This window comes from Rhizobium sp. 10PS4 (genome assembly GCF_032464805.1).
Lineage (GTDB): Bacteria > Pseudomonadota > Alphaproteobacteria > Rhizobiales > Rhizobiaceae > Rhizobium > Rhizobium laguerreae.
On the sequence record NZ_JAWDIW010000004.1, the window covers coordinates 356,884 to 376,085 of the forward strand.

14 protein-coding genes are annotated in these 19,202 nt (G+C 62.1%); 7 read left to right on the plus strand and 7 right to left on the minus strand.

Annotated elements, in window-relative coordinates; genetic code table 11:
- Window positions 1-90 precede the first annotated feature (90 nt).
- The 7 genes from RWJ89_RS09860 to RWJ89_RS09895 all read right to left on the minus strand — a co-directional run bounded on the left by RWJ89_RS09860 (window position 91) and on the right by RWJ89_RS09895 (window position 8,735).
- Window positions 91-750 (minus strand): peroxiredoxin, encoded by a 660-nt coding sequence (locus RWJ89_RS09860; protein WP_017964008.1) that lies wholly within the window; start codon window positions 748-750, stop codon window positions 91-93.
- A gap of 294 nt (window positions 751-1,044) precedes the next feature.
- A complete protein-coding gene (locus RWJ89_RS09865) occupies window positions 1,045-2,043 on the minus strand; it encodes a TRAP transporter substrate-binding protein (protein WP_077981203.1) in 999 nt (332 codons plus the stop codon).
- A 13-nt stretch (window positions 2,044-2,056) separates the two neighbouring features.
- Window positions 2,057-3,889 (minus strand): TRAP transporter large permease, encoded by a 1,833-nt coding sequence (locus tag RWJ89_RS09870; RefSeq protein WP_316030877.1) that lies wholly within the window; start codon window positions 3,887-3,889, stop codon window positions 2,057-2,059.
- Window positions 3,890-4,007: 118 nt separating this feature from the next.
- Window positions 4,008-4,991: an ABC transporter permease gene (locus tag RWJ89_RS09880; protein ID WP_003538873.1), complete on the minus strand. Its 984-nt coding sequence runs from the start codon at window positions 4,989-4,991 to the stop codon at window positions 4,008-4,010.
- The gene (locus tag RWJ89_RS09885; protein WP_017991160.1) at window positions 4,988-5,983 is read right to left on the minus strand and encodes an ABC transporter permease; all 996 of its coding nucleotides are present in this window, start codon (window positions 5,981-5,983) and stop codon (window positions 4,988-4,990) included. The genes RWJ89_RS09880 and RWJ89_RS09885 overlap by 4 nt, the downstream gene beginning before the upstream one ends.
- Window positions 5,980-7,518, minus strand: coding sequence for a sugar ABC transporter ATP-binding protein (locus tag RWJ89_RS09890; protein ID WP_316030878.1), 1,539 nt, complete (start codon window positions 7,516-7,518; stop codon window positions 5,980-5,982). The genes RWJ89_RS09885 and RWJ89_RS09890 overlap by 4 nt, the downstream gene beginning before the upstream one ends.
- Before the next feature lie 77 nt (window positions 7,519-7,595).
- Window positions 7,596-8,735: a sugar ABC transporter substrate-binding protein gene (locus RWJ89_RS09895; protein ID WP_221978407.1), complete on the minus strand. Its 1,140-nt coding sequence runs from the start codon at window positions 8,733-8,735 to the stop codon at window positions 7,596-7,598.
- A 227-nt stretch (window positions 8,736-8,962) separates the two neighbouring features.
- Here RWJ89_RS09895 and RWJ89_RS09900 point away from each other — a divergent pair, with 227 nt between their 5' ends.
- The 7 genes from RWJ89_RS09900 to RWJ89_RS09930 all read left to right on the plus strand — a co-directional run bounded on the left by RWJ89_RS09900 (window position 8,963) and on the right by RWJ89_RS09930 (window position 19,172).
- Complete coding sequence (locus RWJ89_RS09900; protein WP_316030879.1) at window positions 8,963-9,967, plus strand: LacI family DNA-binding transcriptional regulator; 1,005 nt, start codon at window positions 8,963-8,965, stop codon at window positions 9,965-9,967.
- An 85-nt stretch (window positions 9,968-10,052) separates the two neighbouring features.
- Window positions 10,053-10,640 carry an ANTAR domain-containing response regulator gene (locus tag RWJ89_RS09905; RefSeq protein ID WP_018241751.1) on the plus strand — a complete coding sequence of 196 codons (588 nt, stop codon included), beginning with the start codon at window positions 10,053-10,055 and terminating at the stop codon, window positions 10,638-10,640.
- Window positions 10,641-10,674: 34 nt separating this feature from the next.
- A complete protein-coding gene (locus RWJ89_RS09910) occupies window positions 10,675-11,955 on the plus strand; it encodes a CmpA/NrtA family ABC transporter substrate-binding protein (RefSeq protein ID WP_206105872.1) in 1,281 nt (426 codons plus the stop codon).
- Window positions 11,956-12,437: 482 nt separating this feature from the next.
- Window positions 12,438-13,706 carry an MFS transporter gene (locus tag RWJ89_RS09915; protein ID WP_221945874.1) on the plus strand — a complete coding sequence of 423 codons (1,269 nt, stop codon included), beginning with the start codon at window positions 12,438-12,440 and terminating at the stop codon, window positions 13,704-13,706.
- A gap of 17 nt (window positions 13,707-13,723) precedes the next feature.
- Entirely contained in the window at window positions 13,724-16,174 is a 2,451-nt protein-coding gene (nirB, locus tag RWJ89_RS09920; RefSeq protein WP_131629451.1) for a nitrite reductase large subunit NirB, read from the plus strand.
- A 4-nt stretch (window positions 16,175-16,178) separates the two neighbouring features.
- Window positions 16,179-16,514 carry a nitrite reductase small subunit NirD gene (gene nirD, locus RWJ89_RS09925; RefSeq protein ID WP_017960132.1) on the plus strand — a complete coding sequence of 112 codons (336 nt, stop codon included), beginning with the start codon at window positions 16,179-16,181 and terminating at the stop codon, window positions 16,512-16,514.
- Complete coding sequence (locus RWJ89_RS09930) at window positions 16,515-19,172, plus strand: nitrate reductase (RefSeq protein ID WP_316030880.1); 2,658 nt, start codon at window positions 16,515-16,517, stop codon at window positions 19,170-19,172.
- Window positions 19,173-19,202 lie beyond the last annotated feature (30 nt).

Genomic DNA, 19,202 nt, shown 5'->3' on the forward strand with positions numbered 1-19,202 from the left:
CAGCGGGGCGACATTCTTCCAGAATGCCTGCAGGAAAAAGCCGCCGGGCCATATGGCCGCGGCGGCTTGGGAGTGGCTTGAAAGCAGCAATCAAGCCGTTGGCTGCTTGGTCTTCCTGAGATAGGGCAGAACCGTATCGAAGGAGCCGAAACGCGTGATCGCGTCTTCGTTGGAAACCGCGGCGGTGATGATAACGTCCTCGCCCTGGTTCCAGTTCGCCGGTGTGGCCACCTGGTGCTTGGCCGTCAGCTGGATGGAATCGATGGCGCGCAGGATCTCATTGAAATTGCGGCCCGTCGTCATCGGATAGGTCAGGATCAGCTTGATCTTCTTATCGGGACCGATGATGAAGACCGAACGCACCGTCGCATTGTCGGCAGGCGTGCGGCCTTCCGAGCTCTCGCCGGCGCCGGCCGGCAGCATGTCGTAGAGCTTGGCGACCTTGAGGTCCTTGTCACCGATCAGCGGATATTCGACGTCGAAGCCGGTGGCGGTCTTGATGTCGTTCTTCCACTTGGCATGGCTTTCCACAGGATCGACGGAGATGCCGATGATCTTGGCGCCACGCTTGGAAAATTCCCCGGCCAGGCCAGCCATGGCGCCGAGCTCGGTCGTGCAAACCGGCGTGAAATTCTTCGGATGCGAGAACAGGACGGCCCAGCCGTTGCCGATCCAATCGTGAAAGCTGATCGGTCCCTGTGTGGTGTCGGCGGTAAAATCGGGGGCAATGTCGTTGATGCGTAAGCTCATGGTCGGCCCTCCAAAGCCTTGTGTTAAATGTTGTTCATCCCAAATCGAGGCCATGGGATCCGTCCGCCGGAAGCGGTCGCAAGATTGCGGTCATCAGGATCGCGCCGGCTGAAGGTAAAAAACTTCCCATCCCAGGATTTTCAGTAAGTCATATACCACGATCACCGAAGGCATGCTCTTTCGATTTCCGGCCTGCTTCGGCATTATTTTTCCGGCAAGTGCGCGCGATGAAGAGACCGATGGCTTTTCCATCGGTCCCCGTTCAAAGCTGCAGGAGAACCGCCCGCCGCTTGCTCAGGCGGCCTGGATCGATTTGATCCTGTCGATGCCGCCGACAATAGGCGCGAAATCGTCCCACACACCCTTTGCGCCCTTCTGCCATTCGTCGAAGGCTTCCGGCTTCAAGAGCTTTCCGCCGTTGGCAAGTGCGGTCTCGACGGATTTGGATTCGTCGTCGACGATCAGCTGGTTGAAATAGGCAGCCCCCTCGCTGGAAGCCTGCTGGAACACCGCCTTCTGCTCGTCGCTGAGGCCGGCCCAGAAGGTCGAGGCATAATAGACGACGCCGGATGCCCAGATGTGCCCGGTCTCGGTCATATCGGGCACGACCTCATAGAGCTTGAAGCCGGCATAGGCCGACTTGGTCAGATCCATCGCGTCGGCGACGCCGGTTGCGAGCGCATTATAGGTCTCGGTGATCGGAATGCCGATCGGCGTCGTGCCGAATGCGCTCCAGAGCTTGGTGTGCAGCGGGCTCTGGATGACGCGAATGCGCTTGCCCTTGAGCTGCTCCGGCCGCGTCACCGGTTCCTTGGTCAGGAGATGGCGGGCGCCGTAGTTGATGAAATCACCGACGACGAAATTCTGCGCCTGCAGTTTCTGTTTGAGATCGGCGCCGACATCGCCGGCGACGGTCCTGCGGACATGGTCGGCATCGCGGAAGAGGAAGGGCAGATCGAGGATCTGCAGTTCCGGCGCCCATCCGGAGAGCGACGAGACCGTGGAAAGACTGGCCTGGATGGAGCCGAGGCGCACGCCTTCGGCCACTTCCTTCTCGCCGCCGAGCGCGCCGTTCCTGACGATATTGAACTTGAACTGGCCGGGAAGCTTCGCTTCGACCAATTCGCCGATCTTCACCCAGATCTTCGTTTCCGGCTTGTCGTCGCCGAGCAGCGAGGCGATCGTGATCGTCGTCGTGCGGGCGGCGGCGGTGCGGACGATGGCGGGCGCTGCAAGCGCCGTTCCAGCGAGAGCTGCGGTCTTCAGGAAATTGCGTCGGTTGAAATTGTCCATGGGGTTGTCCTGTTTACGAGAAGATGATGGCCCAGGCGCAGAGGATTGCGAGCGAGACCAGGAGAGCGAGCAGATAGGGAACCACCGCCCGAAAGAGCTCTGAGGCGGGAATGCGCGTGACGCCGCTGACGACGAAGATCAGCATGCCGAGCGGCGGTGTCAGTCCATGGATCATCAGGTTGACGACGATGATCACCCCGAACTGAATGGGATCGATGCCGGCGGCGACCGCTGCCGGCAGCAGGATCGGGCCGAAGAGCAGGATCGCAGCGCCGATATCCAGAACGAGGCCGATCACCAGCAGGATGACGTTCGACAGCAGGATGACCGCAAGCGCGCTGCCGCCGAGCGCCGTCGTCAGGTGCGAGATCAGTCCGGACACGTCGTCGACCGCCAGCAAAAAGGCAAAGGGGCCGGCCGTGCCGATCAGAAGGCCGATCGCCGCCGCTTCGACTGCTGCCTGGCGAAAGGCGGCATAGAGCGAGAGAACGCCGAGGCGCGCGCCGATGCCGAGCAGCAGCGTGTAGAAAGCAGCAAGAGCGGCGGCTTCCGTGGTCGTGACGATGCCGATGCGGATGCCGACGACGACGATGACGCCGAGTCCGAAGGCCGGGATTGCCTGGACCGCCGATTGCCAGCGCTGCCTCGCGTTTGCGCGTGGCAACGGCACCTGTTCGCTGACCGTCAGATGGATTGCGACCGCCAGGCATATGGCCATCAACCCGCCGGCAAAGAAGCCGCCGACGAGCAGCGAGCCGACGGAGAGATTGGTCGCGGTTGCAAGGATGAGAAATGCGATCGACGGCGGGATGACATTGTCGAGAACCGATGTCGAGGCGATGATCGCCGTCGCCTGCGCCGGAGGGTAGCCGTGTTTGACCAGCTCGGGCTGGAAGGTCGATGCGCCGAAGGCGGCATTTGCGACCGACGAGCCGGAGGCGCCGGAAAAGAGGACGCTGGTCAACAGCGTCGTCTGCGCCAGCCCGGCCCGGCGATGACCGACTATGGCGGCGGCGAAGCGCACGAGCTGATTGGCGACGCCGGAGACAGTGAGAAGACCGCCGGCGAGCAGGAAGAAGGGAATGGCGAGCAGCAGGAATTTCGAGATGCCGGTGACGGTCGCGGAAACGATCGCGGGCTCCGGCAGGCTGCTGCCGAAGGCGATGGCGACATAGGCTGCGGCAAGAAAGGCGTGCGGCAGAGGCGCAGCAAGCACGAGGCCGACCGCGGCGATCAGTCCGAGAAAGATGCTCGGCGGCCAGTCGAGATCGAGCGAGACATGCGGAATGCCGGCATAGAGCGCGACACCGACGGCAAGCGAGAGCAAAACCGGCAGGATCCTGCCTTCGGCGACGCGCTGTAGAAGCAGCACGACGAGGATCAGCGCGCCACTGGTGCCGAGGAAGCCGAAGCGGATCCATTCCGGCACGCCGAGCGTCGGCGAGACGCCGCCAAGCATCGTCATGATCTCGCTGCCGCCGAAGCTCAGAATCAGTGCCGAAAGCACGGTGAAGACATCGGCGCCGATCGGCGTGACCTTCTGCAGGCTTTCCGGCAGCATCTTGACGAAGACGTCGAGGCGCATGGCAAGCGCGCTGTTGAGACTGAGCGGCGCGCCGAGCGCGATCAGGCCCACATGCAGCCAGATGCCGAGATCCTCGGCGCCGATGAAGCCGGCGCTGAAGAAATAACGCAGGCAGACTGTGACCAGCACCATGAAGAGCAGCACCGCGAGAACGACTGCCGCGGCAATGCCGAGAACCGCTTCGACCGCCCTCAAGGCGCGCGCGGCAGGTCCGTCATCCAGAGCAGTCCGTTCGATCGGATGAAATTCGCTGGTGGCCACAAAACGTACCTTCTGACTTCCCTGGTGACATCGAGCCGCGGCAGCTCCTTTTCGCCGAAACGATAGGTTTCCTCAAGCAGCGGATGCTGGAAAACATGAAAGTATCGACAACGGCCGATCAGGCCGGCTTCTGGCGGCCATAGAGCAGGAGCATGCCGATGATGACGGCGCCGTAGATGAGCTGGCGGCCGGCCTCCTCGATCTGCATCACCGAGAGGATGGATTGCAGCAGCGTGATCAGGATGACGCCCGCCACCGTTCCGAGGTAGGAACCTTTGCCGCCGAGCACATGCGTGCCGCCGAGAACGACGGCCGCGATCGACGGCAGCAGATAGGCGTCGCCCATGGATTGCGACGCCTTTGACGCGTAACCCGCCAGCAGAACGCCGCCGAGCGCGCTGAGCCCTCCCGAAATAACAAAAGCCAGAAGCGTAATGCGACGAGTATTGATGCCGGACATGTAGGCGGCGCGCTCCCGGTTTCCGATGGCGTAGAGCGACCGGCCGAAGGTCGTCCGCGTCAGCATGAAAACCGCGGCCAAACCCACGCATAGCCAGACGAGAACCCCGTTAGGGAGGCCCGGGATTGTGTAGCCGGTTGCCAGGAACCGCATGGCCGGCGTGGCCGAATCCTGCGGGGAGAAGCCGCCGGTGTAGACGACCATCAGCCCTTGCGCGACGGCATTGGTCGCCAGCGTGATGATCATCGAGGGAATGCGGAGATAGGCGACCGCCAGGCCGTTGACGAGACCGATCGCAGCGCCGCAGAAAATGCCGAAGGGGATCGCCAGAACCGAGCCGGTCGTACCGTAAGCGGTCGCGGCGCAGGCCATCATCGCACCTGTCGTCACAACCCATGGCACCGAAAGGTCGATCTGGCCGAGCAGGATGACCGCCATCATGCCGGTGGCGATGACGCCAAGGAACGAGGCCACCTTCAGCTGCTGCAGCAGATAATCCGGCGACAGGAAATTCGGCGAATAGATCGATCCGGCGAGCAGAAGCAGGATGATGCATCCGAAGGCGGTCGCCACCGCCGGATCGACGCCGCGCAGGCGTGTGGGCACTCGAAGCTGCCGCATGAGAGACGCTTCCTCGCTCATTGAAACCACTCCAGCCGATTGCGGACCCTGGCAAGCCCGATGCAGCCGATACTGATCGCCAGCATCAACACCACGCCCTGGAACAGCGGCTGCCAAAGCGGATCGAAATCGAAGACGAAGAGCAGGTCGCCGATCGTGCGAAAGGCCAGGGCTCCGAAGACAGCGCCGACGGCGCTTCCCTTGCCCCCCGCAAGGGAAACGCCGCCGAGCACCACCGCCGCGATCGAATAGAGCGTGTAGGCGTTGCCGCTCGCAAACGCCGCTTCGCCGGTATAGGAGAAAAAGGTGAGATAGAGCCCGCCGATCGCCGAAAGCAGTCCCGCCAATGCATAGGCGGTGAATTTCGCCCGCTTGACCGGCATTGCCGACATATAGGCGGCGTTCTCGGCCGAACCCACCGCATAGGCCGCCCTGCCGATCGCCGAGCGGCTGAACGGAACCCAGATGACGACAATGACGGCGAGGAGAACCACGAGGCTTGCCGGAACGATCCCAAAGAGCTTCGAGGTGAAGGCATCGGCCAAATCCTCGTTGACCGAGCCGCCGGGCGTCGGTCGCAGCAACAGCGCCAGCCCATAGAAGATCGCGCTGGTCGCGATCGTCGCCACGATAGGCTGCAGCCGGCCGAAGATGATGATGAGCCCGTTCAGCATGCCGCAGCCCAGCCCGGCGAGCAGCACCACGACGATGCCAGTTCCCGTCTGCAGCGGCGTGCCGACGACCAGCCAGGAGGCGAGGCAATTGCAGAGGACCAGAACCATGCCGGCCGAGAGATCGATGCCGGCGGTGATGACGACCAGGCATTGCGCCATGGCGACGAAGGCAAGCAGCGTCGCCTTGTTCGAAGCCGTCTGCACGACGTTGGGCGTGAAGCCCGCCGGGTGGTTCGAGACGTAGAGGGCGAACATGGCGACGAAGAGGAGTGCGGCAAACAGCGTTCCCTTCTGCTGCGCATACCAGAACCGCCGGTCGCCGGAAGCATGCTTGTTCATAGGGCAATCCTTTGCGCTGCGTGGTCGCCGGCGATGTTGAGAGCGGCGCCGATCAGCTCGTGCTCGTTGATCTCGGCGCCTTCGAGCTCGCGGATGATGCTGCCGTCATACATGACGAGCACGCGGTCGCAGCAGCCGATCAGTTCGTCGTAGTCAGTCGAATAGAAGATGATCGCCGCTCCCGCATCGGCAAGCTTGCGCAGCAACAGATAGATTTCCTGCTTGGTGCCGACATCGATGCCGCGTGTCGGATCGTTGAGCAGGATGATGCGCGGCCGGTTCATCAGCCATTTAGCGATGACCACCTTCTGCTGGTTGCCGCCGGACAGGGCGGCGACGGGCATGTCGATCGTCGCGGCCTTGATCGCCAACAGCTTGAACAGGTCGTCGATCTCGCGACGCTCGGCCACCCGGTCGATGACGCCGTTGCGCGAGACGCGGTCGAGGGCTGCAATCGACAGGTTCTCGCGCACGGTCATCGGCAGCATCAGCCCTTCGGTCTTCCGATCCTCGGGGATCAGCGCCATGGATATGCCGCCGGACTTGGCATCACGGGGGCTTTTCAGCGTCACCGGCCTGCCGTCGATTACGACTTCACCCTTCACATCGCGCAGCACGCCGAAGAGGGCAAGCAGCAATTCGCGCTGTCCCTGCCCGTCCAGGCCGCCGACGCCGATGATCTCGCCGGGCCTGATGTCGAAAGTGATGCCGGAAAGCCTATCGCCCCAGGAAAGGTTGCGGCAGGAAAGGACCGGCTTTACGTCTCCGCGATGCGCCGGTTTCGGCGGAAAGACATTGCTGTATTCGCGGCCAATCATCAGCTCCACCACTTGCTGGTCGGTCTTCGTGCCGGCCGGATAGGATTCGATGCTGCGGCCGTTGCGGAAGACCGTGCACTCATCCGCCAGCTGGGCGATCTCGTGCATGCGGTGGGAGATGTAGATCAGCGCCATTCCCTCGGCGCGCAGGCGCTTCAGCACGGCAAAGACCTTTTCGACATCCGACTGCGTCAGCGCCGAGGTCGCCTCGTCGAGGATCATCAGCCGCGGCTTGCGGGCAAGCGCCTTGGCGATCTCGACCATTTGCCGCCGGGACAGGGGTAGATCCTTGACCAAGGCGGACGGATGAATGTCGGAGGCGCCGGCGCGCGCTAACGCTTCCTCGGCGATCCGCCGCTGCCTGCGCCGGTCTATCATGCCGAATTTCAGCGGTGGATTGCTGATGACGATGTTGTCGGCGACCGAGAGGTCGGGGATCAGCGAAAGCTCCTGGAAAACGCAGACGATGCCCGCCGCATTGGCGGCGGCCGGCGAGGCAAAGGCGATCTCCTTACCGTCGAGCAGCATGCGTCCTTCATCAGGCGCCACGACGCCCGCCATGATCTTGATCAGCGTTGATTTGCCGGCGCCGTTCTCGCCGAGGACGGCATGGATCGCGCCCGGCCGGATGGCGATATCGGCATCCTTAAGCGCGACGGCACCGCCATAGCGTTTCGATATGCCTTCCATGCGGAAAAGCGGTTCGGGCAAGGTCATGCATCCAGCCTCCATTCGGTCTATCACCTTCGAGATTGCGGGTGCGAACACCCGCAATCAGATCCGGAGGACGGCTGCTATTGGTTCTCTTTGGACTGCCCCATGATTTCCTGAGCGCTGAAATTAATGCCGCAGGTGGGGAAGGAATTGCCGACGAAGAAGTTGTCGGACTGGGTGGGATAATAATCCTCGCCTTCCTTGAAATCAGGATCCGAAACAACCGCGGTCGGCAGCTTGACGGCCTGCGGCACGACCTGACCCTCAAGGGCTGCAATCGCCGTCTTGATGGCGACGGCGACCTGGGCCGGGCCGGTGCCGGCGGACGAGCACTTCAGGCCGTCGGCGGCATGGGCAGCGCAGAATTTGCGGAAGCCATTTTCCGTCTCACCGCCGAAGGGCACGAAGGGATGTTTGGCATCGATCATCGCCTGAACGACGCCGGTATCGCCGCCCTGGGCAGTGATGCCGTCGAACGGGCCGTTGGTGGCGATCGCGTCAGCGGTTGCCTTCTGTGCAACGCCGTCATCCCATTTTCCGACGACCTCGGTTACCGTGAACTTCTTGCCCGAAGCGTCCAGGGTTTCGTGGATGCCGTTGTGGCGATCCGTATCGACCGAGGTGCCGGCGACGCCACGCACTTCCAGCACCTTGCCGCCGTTCGGCAGATGCTTCACCAGCCAGTCGGCCCAGAGGACGCCGAGCCCCTTCTGGTCGACGTTGACATTGATAGCGTCCTTGGTGTCCAGGATATTGTCGAAAGCGACGAGGACGACCCCGGCCTCTTTGGCGCGCTTGATCACCGGCCCGAAGGCGGTCGGGTTCTGCGCGTTGACGACGATGGCATCATAACCGGCATCGATGAAGTTGTTGATGGCGGAAATCTGCGCCGGCACATCCTCGCCTGTGGAAACGACCTTGAACTCCTTCAGCTTGGCTGCGACATCGGGCTGGGCGGCGTAGGCCTTGGCCGTCTGCACCATCTGGATACGCCAGGTGTTGGCGATATAGCCGTTGGCGAGCGCGATGCGATAGGGGCCGTCCTTCTTCGGATATTGCAGGAACTGTGTGTCGGCTGCCCACGGCACCATGCAGCCGGGCTCGGCGGCCGGACCGGACACGACCTTCGGTTCCGCACTGGCCGCGCCGCAGAGCAGGGCAAGCGCGGATACGGAAAACGCGGCAATGCGAGCCATTTTGGCTTCTTTCACCTTAAACATGAATGTTCTCCTCCTCAGGCGGACCGAGCCGCCTCTCCTATGCTTTGATTTGCATACTTGGTCCCGGAAGGCTCCACCCCTCCCTTTCCGGTACAATTTTAGGTTAACATAGTTGACAGCGCTGTCAAATCGTATCTGCTAGCGCTGTCAACTACAGCGATGAGCAAATATTCTCTAATTTTAAAGAATATGAGAATCAATATTATGGGACGAATGGCGAGACTTGCATGCGGCGGATAACACTTGATGACGTGGCAAATCTTGCCGGCGTCAGCCCGATCACGGTTTCGAGGGTGCTGCGCAAGCCCGATGCGGTCTCGCCAGGCCTGCGGCTGCGCGTCGATGCCGCCGTCAAGGAACTCGGCTATGTGCCGAATATTGCCGCGAGCCGCCTCGCCTCCTCGCGCACGCATGCGATCGGCGTCATCGTTCCGACCCTCTACAACGTCATCTTCGCGGAATATCTGTTTGCGCTTCACGAGGTGCTGGTCGCCGCCGGCTTCCAGGTGATCGTTGTCAACAGCCGTTATTCCGAGATCGAGGAGGAAAACGCCATCAAGGCGTTACTCGGGCAAAGGGTGGAGGCGATCATCATCGCCGGCATTCATCACACGCCGCTCTCGCGTCAGCTTCTCGCCCAGGCTCGTCTGCCCGTTGTCGAGACCTTCGAGCTTTCTCCAAACCCGATCGACCTCAACATCGGCATGTCGCAGGAGCATGCCGGGCAGACGGCGACGCAGCACCTGATCGAACGGGGTTTCCGCCAGATCGCCTTCCTGACCGGCAATCTCGACCACCGCGCCCAGTCGCGTTTCGACGGCTACCGGCTGGCGATGCAGGAGGCGGGGCTGCCGAATCTGGAGATCATCGCCGAGAGGCCACGCCATAGCTCCGTGGCACTCGGCTCCGACCTCTTCGCCATGACGCATAAACGTGGCGACGTGCCCGAGGCGATCTTCTGCACTGACGACAATCTGGCGCTCGGCGCCATGCAGGAATGCCGCAAACGCGGCATCCGTGTGCCCGATGACATCTCGATCATCGGATTTCACGACCTGGAATTCGCCGCCTGCGCCGCACCCTCCCTCTCCTCGATCGCGACCCGGCGTTTCGAAACCGGAAAACTCGCGGCCGAAAGGGTGCTTGCCGCGTTGAATTCCTCCGTGGTATCGAGGGCCGAGCAGATCGACCTCGGCTTTGCCTTGATTCCGCGCGAAAGCACGGCAATCTGATCATATATTATGCATACTTAGTTTTTGCACACTTTTCAGGCTGGCGCGCTTGCCAAATTTGCTGCACTGCGTCATGAATATAGCCATGACGCATCTCGATCTGACAATTCTGGTGATCGACGAAAATGCCATTCGCGCCTCCATCATCGAAGAAGGCCTGCGCGAGGCAGGGCATGTGCGCGTCACCGTGGTGCACGAGGTCAACGGCATCGCGCGAATCATCGAAACGCTGATGCCCGACGTGATCATCATCGATATCGAGAATCCCAACCGCGACATGATGGAGCATCTGTTCCAGCTGACGCGCACCGTCAGCCGCCCGATCGCCATGTTCGTCGACCGGTCCGACACGGCCTCGATCGAGGCAGCCGTCGATGCCGGCGTCTCGGCCTATATCGTCGACGGATTGAAGAAGGAACGCGTCAAACCGATCCTCGACATGGCTGTCAGCCGCTTCAATGCCTTCAACCGGCTACGGCGGGAGCTTGCCGATGCCCGCTCCGCGCTTGAGGAACGCAAGCTGGTCGAGCGCGCCAAGGGCATATTGATGAAGATGCGCGGCCTGTCGGAGGAAGAGGCTTTCGCCCTGCTGCGCCAGACAGCGATGAACGAAAAGAAGAAGATGTCGGAAATCGCCCAGAGCGTCGTCACTGCCGCGGGGCTGTTGATGTAATGGCCGAGCTGATGAATTTCCGGAGGAAACCGGAGTGGATATGATGACAACGACCTCCAATTCCGGCGGTGAGCTGCCCTCGCCCGTGCGGGTGAACAACGAAGGACCGAAAGTGCTGCGGGCCGGTTTCATTCCGCTCGTCGATGCATCGGTGCTGATTGTGGCGGCAGAATTTGGCTTCGCGCGGAAGGAAGGCCTGACGCTCGATCTCGTCAAGGACGTCTCCTGGGCGAATGTGCGCGACCGCCTGGCATTCCGCCAGTTCGACATCGCCCATATGCTGTCGCCGATGCCCGTCGCCTCCATGCTCGGTCTCGGCTCCAACCCCTCACCGACGATCACGCCGTTTTCGCTGGGGCGCGGCGGCAACGCGATCACGCTGTCGGTGCGGCTCTTCGACAGGATGCGGAATGACGTGGGATTGCCGGAAACGGCAAGCGCGCTCGACAATGCCCGCGCCCTGGCAAAAACATTGGCGGTAATGAAGTCCCGCGGCGAGCCGCTGCCGACTTTCGGGGTCACCTACCCCTTCTCCTCGCATAATTACGAATTCCGCTACTGGCTGGCAGCTGGCGGCATCGATCCCGACAGGGATGTCAAGCTCATCGTCGTGCCGCCGCCCATGACGTCGGATGCGCTGGCAGCCGGTGCGATCGACGGTTTCTGCGTCGGCGCGCCGTGGAACATGGTTGCTTCAGAGCGCGGCGTCGGCCGCATCGTCGCCGCCAAACAGGATATCTGGCCGTCGGCACCGGAAAAGGTGATCGGTATGCGGCCGGACTGGGCGGAAAGCCATCCGGAAACCGTTTCCAGGCTGATCGTGGCGCTCGATGCGGCAGCCCAGTGGTGCGACCGGCCGGAAAATCACGACGCGCTGGCGGCGGCTCTTGCCGACCCGCGCTATATCGCTGCCCCCGTCGAAATCATTCGCCGTGTGCTCGCCGGCGAATTCAGCCTCGACGCAAAGGGTAACCGCCGCATCATCGCCGATTATTTCATGTTCCATTCCGGCTTCGCCAATTATCCCCGGCCAAGCCAGGCGCTGTGGATCTACAGCCAGATGATCCGCTGGGGACAGGCCGAGATCAGCCTTAACATGGCAAGGGCCGCAGCATCCGCCTACCGCCCGGATCTCTATCGCGCTGCTCTCGGTGACGACAACGCACCCGAAGATGCCGATATCCGGATCGAAGGCAGTAACGAGGGCGACCGTTTCATGGACGGCCACGTCTTCGACCCGGCGAGGCTGCCGGACTATGTCGCAGGTTTTGCAGTCAAAAGCGCCCTCGCCTTCGTTTGCGACGACGAGGTCTAACCGATGCCGGCCTGCACAAAACGCCAGCAAGCATCTGCCCACCTCACGACAAGCGCACAAAATATTTGCATGAGCGGGTGCCGGCCCGAAAAACAAGCAGGCGGCTCGTTTTGCAAAATATCATTTGTATTCAGTGACTTGAAGGTAAATCTCAAAACTGGCACGCAGTTTGCATGATCTTTAATGGCACCGGTCAACGACGATCAGCGCAGAATGAGCGCGCGATAGACGCTCATGGAAGACACAGAGATTGCTCTTCAGATTGAAGAGGTAGGTTTTAGCTTGAGCAATCTGGCCAACGGATTGCCTCCAGGCAAGTGGGCCAGAAGGCCCAAGAATTCGGCGTCCAACGGCGGGCGCCACCAGCAAAGCCGCTGATCAGGATATTTCGCGCACCTCGTGTATGCGCGTCCTGACCAGCGGCTTTTTGTTTTAACCCTCAGCGATGGATCGGCACGACCTTGTCGGGCCTCGGAGAAGTTATGTCTGTCATCGAGAAATCACTGCCCATGTCCGCCGGCGAACCAGCCAAGGCATTGTGGATCTCCACTGTAGCCTTCACCCTCTGTTTTGCGGTGTGGACGATCTTCGCGATCATCGGCATTCGCATCAAGCAGGATCTCGGCCTGAACGAGGCCGAGTTCGGATTGCTGGTCGGCACCCCCGTGCTCACCGGTTCGCTTGTGCGCATCGTTCTTGGTATCTGGACGGGGCGTTACGGCGGCCGTCTCGTTTACACCCTCACCATGCTGGCCGCTGCATTGGCGACCTTTCTGCTCTCTTACGCCCAGACCTATACGCAGATGTTGATCGCCGGCCTCGGCGTCGGCCTCGCCGGCGGCTCCTTCGCAGTCGGTGTCGCCTATGTCTCGCCTTTCTTCCCGGCGGAGAAGCAGGGAACCGCGCTCGGCATCTTCGGTGCCGGCAATGTCGGCGCGGCCGTAACCAAATTCGCAGCCCCCTTCGTGCTGATCGCATGGGGCTGGCAGGCGGTTGCTGAGATCTGGGCCGTCGGCCTGGCGCTGATGGCAATCGTCTTCTGGTTCACCACGACCGATGATCCGGCCTACCGTCTCCGCCGCGAACGCCGCGTTGCCACCAAGAGTTTCGTCGAGGAATTCGCGCCACTCCAGAACGTTCAGGTCTGGCGCTTCTCGCTTTACTATTTCTTCGCCTTCGGAGGCTTCGTCGCCCTGTCGCTGTGGCTGCCGCGCTACCTGGTCGGCGTCTACGGCTTCAACCTGGAAACCGCCGGCATGATCGCAGCCGCTTACTCCATCCCGGGCAGCATCTTCCGCGCCTTCGGCGGCGTGCTGTCGGACAAGAAGGGCGCGCGCAGCGTGATGTATACGATGTTTGCCGTGTCCGCCGTCGCCACCCTCATCCTCTCGCTGCCGGCCGCCGACGCGTCCGGGACGGGTCCGGCGTTCGGTATCACCCCCTTCATCTTCATCGTCGTCATCTTCGTGCTCGGCTTCTTCATGAGCCTCGGCAAAGCTGCCGTCTACAAGCACATCCCGGCCTACTACCCCGAAAATGTCGGCGCCGTCGGCGGCGTCGTCGGGATGATGGGCGGCCTTGGCGGCTTCATCCTTCCGATTGCCTTTGGCCTCCTCAAGGACGTGACCGGCCTTTGGTCCAGCTGTTTCCTGCTGCTCTTTGCAATCGTCGTGATCTCTCTCATCTGGATGCACCTGTCCGTGAAGCAACTGTCGCGCCAAGGGCACTCGGCGCCCGTGGCTGCAACCTGATCTAAGGACCTGGAAATATGACCGAAAAACTTGTCATCATCGGCAATGGCATGGCGCCCGGGCGCATGCTGGAGCACCTCTTCGAGCAGGCGCCCGGACGCTATGAAGTTACGATCTTCAATGCCGAGCCGCGCGTCAATTACGACCGCATCATGCTGTCGCCGGTTCTCTCCGGAGAAAAGGACTACGAGCAGATCATCATTCACGGCGATGGCTGGTATATCAAGCACGGCATCATGCTCTACAAGGGCCACAAGATCGTCAATATCGATCGCGCCGCCAAGACCGTCACCTCCGACCACGGCGTCACCGAAAGCTACGACAAGCTGGTGATCGCAACTGGGTCCGTGCCCTTCATCATCCCCGTTCCCGGCAAGGATCTGCCCGGCGTCATCACCTATCGCGATCTCGACGACGTGCAGGCGATGCTGCTTGCCGCCCAGTCGCGCGAAAAGGCTGTCGTCATCGGCGGCGGACTGCTTGGCCTCGAAGCGGCGGCCGGTCTTGCCCAGCGCGGCATGGACGTCACCGTACTGCACGTCATGCCGACGCTGATGGAACGCCAGCTCGACCCCGCCGCCGGCTATCTGCTGCAGAAGGCAGTCGAGGAACGCGGCATCAAGGTCATCTGCAAGGCCAATACCAAGGCGATCGTCGGCAACGGCAAGGTCGAGGGCATCGAGCTTGACGACGGCCGTATCATCCCGGCAACGTTGGTCGTGATGGCCGTCGGCATCCGTCCGAGTGTGGGCCTGGCGAAGGACGCCGGCATTGCGGTCAATCGCGGCATCGTCGTCGATGCCGGCATGCAGACCTCGGATGGCGATATTCTCGCGCTCGGCGAATGCGCCGAGGTGGGCGGCATGGTCTATGGCCTCGTTGCCCCGCTCTATGAAATGGCCCGTATCGCCGCCTCGCATCTTTCCGGCGATCGCTCGCCCGCCTTCGTTCATGCGGATACGCCGACCAAGCTCAAGGTCACCGGCATCGAGCTTTATTCGCTCGGCGATTTCGCCGACGGGGACGACCGCGAGGAGATCGTGCTGCGCGATGCCAGCGCCGGCGTCTACAAGCGTCTGGTGCTCAAGGACAACAAGATTATCGGCACCGTGCTTTACGGCGAAACCGCCGATGGTGCCTGGTTCAATGACCTGAAGAAGAAGGCAACCGATATTTCGGAGATGCGCGAGACGCTGATCTTCGGACAGGCCTATCAGGGAGGGTCGCCGCTGGACCCTATGGCGGCCGTTGCAGCCTTGCCGGATGACGCGGAGATTTGTGGCTGCAACGGCGTATGCAAGGGCAAGATCACTTCGACGATTTCAGGCAAGGGGCTGACGTCGCTCGACGACGTACGCGCCCACACGAAGGCATCCGCCTCGTGCGGTTCCTGCACCGGCCTCGTCGAACAACTCATGGCGCTGACGCTCGGCGACAGCTACAATCCGACTGCGGTCCAGCCGATGTGCACCTGCACCGAACTCGGCCATGACGACGTTCGCCGGCTGATCAAGGCCAAGGGCCTGAAGAGCATCCCTGCCGTCATGCAGGAGCTCGAGTGGAAGACTTCCTGCGGCTGCGCCAAATGTCGGCCGGCGCTCAACTATTACCTGGTCTGCGATTGGCCGGACGAATATGCCGACGACTACCAGTCGCGTTTCATCAATGAACGCGTGCATGCCAACATCCAGAAGGACGGCACCTACTCCGTCGTTCCGCGTATGTGGGGCGGCGTCACCAATTCGAACGAGCTGCGCGCCATCGCCGATGTCGTCGACAAGTTCGAGATCCCGATGGTGAAGGTGACCGGCGGCCAGCGCATCGACCTTCTCGGCATCGAGAAGGAAGACCTGCCCGCCGTCTGGGCCGATCTCGGCAAGGCCGGCTTCGTCTCTGGCCAGGCTTATGCCAAGGGTCTGCGCACCGTGAAGACCTGCGTCGGCTCCGACTGGTGTCGCTTCGGCACGCAGGATTCCACCGGCCTCGGTATCCGGATCGAAAGGTTCATGTGGGGCTCCTGGACGCCGGCCAAGCTGAAGATGGCTGTCTCCGGCTGCCCGCGCAACTGCGCGGAAGCAACCTGCAAGGACATCGGCGTAATCTGCGTGGATTCCGGTTTCGAGATCCATTTCGCCGGTGCAGCCGGTCTCGACATCAAGGGCACGGAGGTCCTCGGGCTTGTCCGGACCGAGGACGAGGCACTGGAGCATATCGTAGCCCTGACGCAGATGTACCGCGAGCAGGCCCGCTACCTCGAGCGCATCTACAAATGGGCAAAGCGCGTCGGCCTGGAGGAAATCCGCCGCCAGATCATGGGTGATGCCGAAAAGCGCAAAGCCTATTACGAGCGCTTCGTCTTCTCGCAGAAATTTGCCCAGGTCGATCCCTGGTCGGAGCGTGTTTCCGGCAAGGACAAGCATGAGTTCAAGCCGATGGCGACGATCGGCTATCCGCAGGCTGCAGAATAAGGAGATGGACATGAACTGGATCGCAATCGGTGACATCTCCGACATCCCGCTGCGCGGCGCGCGCTGCGTGAAGACGCCACAAGGCAAGATCGCTGTCTTCCGCACGGCCGAAAACGAGGTCTTCGCCATCGAGGATCACTGCCCGCATAAGGGCGGCCCGCTCTCCCAAGGCATCGTCCACGCCAAATCAGTCACCTGCCCGCTGCACAACTGGGTGATCTCGCTGGAAACAGGCAAGGCGCTCGGCGCCGACGAAGGCGAGGTCCGGACGATACAGGTGCTGAACGAAGACGGCAGGCTGTTCATCGCTCTGGAAAGCCTGATGATGGCGGCGGAATAGATGGCGGCTGAGGTCAAGACCACCTGTCCCTATTGCGGTGTCGGCTGCGGCGTTATCGCCACGGTGGACGAGGCAGGCGCAGTCAGCGTCAAAGGAGATCCCGAGCATCCGTCGAATTTCGGCCGGCTCTGCTCGAAGGGTTCAGCCCTTGCCGAAACCATCGATCTCGATGGCCGGCTTCTCTATCCCGAGATCGAAGACAAACAGAGCGGCTGGGACGAGGCGCTTGACCTTGTCGCCCGCCGTTTTTCTGAAACGATCGCCGAACACGGGCCTGACGCCGTTGCCTTCTACGTCTCGGGCCAGTTGCTGACCGAGGATTACTATGTCGCCAACAAGCTGATGAAGGGCTTCATCGGCTCCGGCAATATCGACACCAATTCAAGGCTCTGCATGTCCTCTTCGGTGGCGGGGCATCGCCGCGCCTTCGGCGCCGATACGGTGCCCGGTACCTATGAAGATATCGAACTTGCGGATCTGGTGGTCCTGACCGGCTCCAACCTCGCCTGGTGTCATCCCGTCATCTACCAACGCCTTGCCGCCGCAAAGACGGCGCGGCCAAACATGCGGATCGTCGTCATCGATCCGCGCCGGACGATGACCTGCGACATCGCCGACCTGCATCTGGCCATCCGTCCTGATGGCGACGTTGCGCTGTTCATGGGACTGCTTGCCCATCTCGCGACCAGTCCGGCAATCGACCAGAATTATATCGGCGCCCATACAGAAGGTTTCGGCGACGCTTTTGCGGCGGCCGCCGCGCTCGATATCAACGATCTCCTGGAACGGACCGGCCTGCCCACCATGCAGATCAGGGAGTTCTTCCGGCTGTTCGAGACGACGCCGAAGGTCGTGACCTGCTACAGCCAGGGCGTCAACCAATCCTCCTCCGGCACCGACAAGGTCAATGCCATTCTCAACTGCCACCTGGCGACCGGCCGCATCGGCCGTCCCGGCATGGGACCGTTTTCGCTGACCGGCCAGCCGAATGCCATGGGCGGACGCGAGGTCGGCGGTCTCGCCAATATGCTTGCCGCCCATATGGCGATCGAGAACACCGAAGACCGGGACCGCGTGCAGCGCTTCTGGAATTCGCCCGTCATCGCCGCAAAACCCGGCCTAAAGGCGGTCGACATGTTCCAAGCCGTGGCCGACGGACGCATCAAGGCGCTCTGGATCATGGCGACCAATCCCGTCGTCTCGATGCCGGATGCCGACAGTGTCGAAAACGCGATCGCCGCCTGTCCCTTCGTCGTCGTGTCGGACATCCTGAAAGAGACGGATACGACCCGGCACGCAAATGTGCTTCTGCCCTCGCTCGGCTGGGGCGAGAAGGATGGCACCGTCACCAATTCCGAACGGCGCATTTCAAGGCAACGATCGTTTCTTGATATCCCCGGCGATGCAAGGGCCGACTGGTGGCAGCTTGCGGAGATCGGACGCCGCATGGGATTTGCCGCCGCCTTCGATTTTGACGCTCCGGCCGCAATTTTCGCCGAACACGCCGCGCTTTCCGCCTTCGAAAATAACGGCAGCCGCGATTTCGACATCGGCGCGCGCGCCGGCATGAGCGGCGGGGCCTATGACGAACTGTCGCCCTTCCAGTGGCCGCAGGCGGCGGGGACAGAACCGAGCATCACCCGCTTCTTCGCCGAGGGCGGTTTCTTCCATCCCGATCGCAAGGCGCGCTTCGTCGCGGTCAAACCGCCCGCAACCGATCGCGCCAATGCCGAATACCCCTTCACGCTGAATACCGGGCGCATCCGCGACCAGTGGCACACGATGACGCGAACAGGAAAGAGCGCTCGGCTTTCCGCCCATATCGCCGAACCCTTTGCCGAAATCCATCCGCGCGACGCGATCGAGACCGGTATATCAAGCGCCGGCCTCGTCGAGATCGACAGCCCGCACGGCAAGGCAATCGTCAGGGCGCTGGTGACCGATCGCCAGGCGCGCGGCGGCATCTTTGCGCCGATGCACTGGAACGACCAGTTCGCCGCAAGAGCGCGAATCGACGCCGTGGTCGCGCCGGTAACCGATCCCATTTCCGGTCAACCGGCGTCGAAGAACGTTGCCGTCGCCGTCCGACCCTTCCGCGCCACCCATTACGGTTTCGCCGTCTCCGCCACAAAACCCGCTACGCCCGACGCTGCCTATTGGGCGCTGGCGAAAGCCGCCGGCGGCTGGCGGCTGGAGCTTGCCTTCGCGGAAACCGTCGAAGACTGGACGGCCTGGTGCCGCGCGGTTTTCGCCATTCCGGCCGAGATCGAACCGCTTGGTTATGCCGATCGGCAATCCGGCGACCTCAGGCTCGCCTTCTTCGATGGCGAGGTCCTGCTTGCCGCGCTGTTTTTGGCACGCGAGCCCGTCGCTGTCGCGCGCAACTGGGCGATCTCGCAGCTCTCCGCCTCGCATGGCGACCTCAGGAAACGCTTTGCGCTCGTTGCGGGTCGTCCCGGCGCCGGCAGGCCGGATCCAGGCGCTACCGTCTGCTCCTGCTTCAGTGTCGGGGTCAACCAGATCGCCGCTGCCGTGCGCGGCGGATGTCACAGCGTCGAGGCGGTCGGCAAGGAAACCAGCGCTGGAACCAATTGCGGCTCCTGCCGCAGCGAAATCGGCAGCATCATCGATCGCTGTCTTGCCGCAGCTGCCGAGTGAACCGCGCAAAAGCAAGCAGGACGCAGCCGG

What these genes read in the sequence shown, in the direction of transcription:
- RWJ89_RS09915 (WP_221945874.1), top strand. Translation starts at nt 12,438, where the DNA reads ATGTCTGTCATCGAGAAATCACTGCCCATGTCCGCCGGCGAACCAGCC.
- nirB (WP_131629451.1), top strand. Translation starts at nt 13,724, where the DNA reads ATGACCGAAAAACTTGTCATCATCGGCAATGGCATGGCGCCCGGGCGC.
- RWJ89_RS09930 (WP_316030880.1), top strand. Translation starts at nt 16,515, where the DNA reads ATGGCGGCTGAGGTCAAGACCACCTGTCCCTATTGCGGTGTCGGCTGC.
- RWJ89_RS09865 (WP_077981203.1), bottom strand. Translation starts at nt 2,043, where the DNA reads ATGGACAATTTCAACCGACGCAATTTCCTGAAGACCGCAGCTCTCGCT.
- RWJ89_RS09905 (WP_018241751.1), top strand. Translation starts at nt 10,053, where the DNA reads ATGACGCATCTCGATCTGACAATTCTGGTGATCGACGAAAATGCCATT.
- RWJ89_RS09885 (WP_017991160.1), bottom strand. Translation starts at nt 5,983, where the DNA reads ATGAACAAGCATGCTTCCGGCGACCGGCGGTTCTGGTATGCGCAGCAG.
- RWJ89_RS09900 (WP_316030879.1), top strand. Translation starts at nt 8,963, where the DNA reads ATGCGGCGGATAACACTTGATGACGTGGCAAATCTTGCCGGCGTCAGC.
- nirD (WP_017960132.1), top strand. Translation starts at nt 16,179, where the DNA reads ATGGACATGAACTGGATCGCAATCGGTGACATCTCCGACATCCCGCTG.
- RWJ89_RS09860 (WP_017964008.1), bottom strand. Translation starts at nt 750, where the DNA reads ATGAGCTTACGCATCAACGACATTGCCCCCGATTTTACCGCCGACACC.
- RWJ89_RS09890 (WP_316030878.1), bottom strand. Translation starts at nt 7,518, where the DNA reads ATGACCTTGCCCGAACCGCTTTTCCGCATGGAAGGCATATCGAAACGC.
- RWJ89_RS09880 (WP_003538873.1), bottom strand. Translation starts at nt 4,991, where the DNA reads ATGAGCGAGGAAGCGTCTCTCATGCGGCAGCTTCGAGTGCCCACACGC.
- RWJ89_RS09895 (WP_221978407.1), bottom strand. Translation starts at nt 8,735, where the DNA reads ATGTTTAAGGTGAAAGAAGCCAAAATGGCTCGCATTGCCGCGTTTTCC.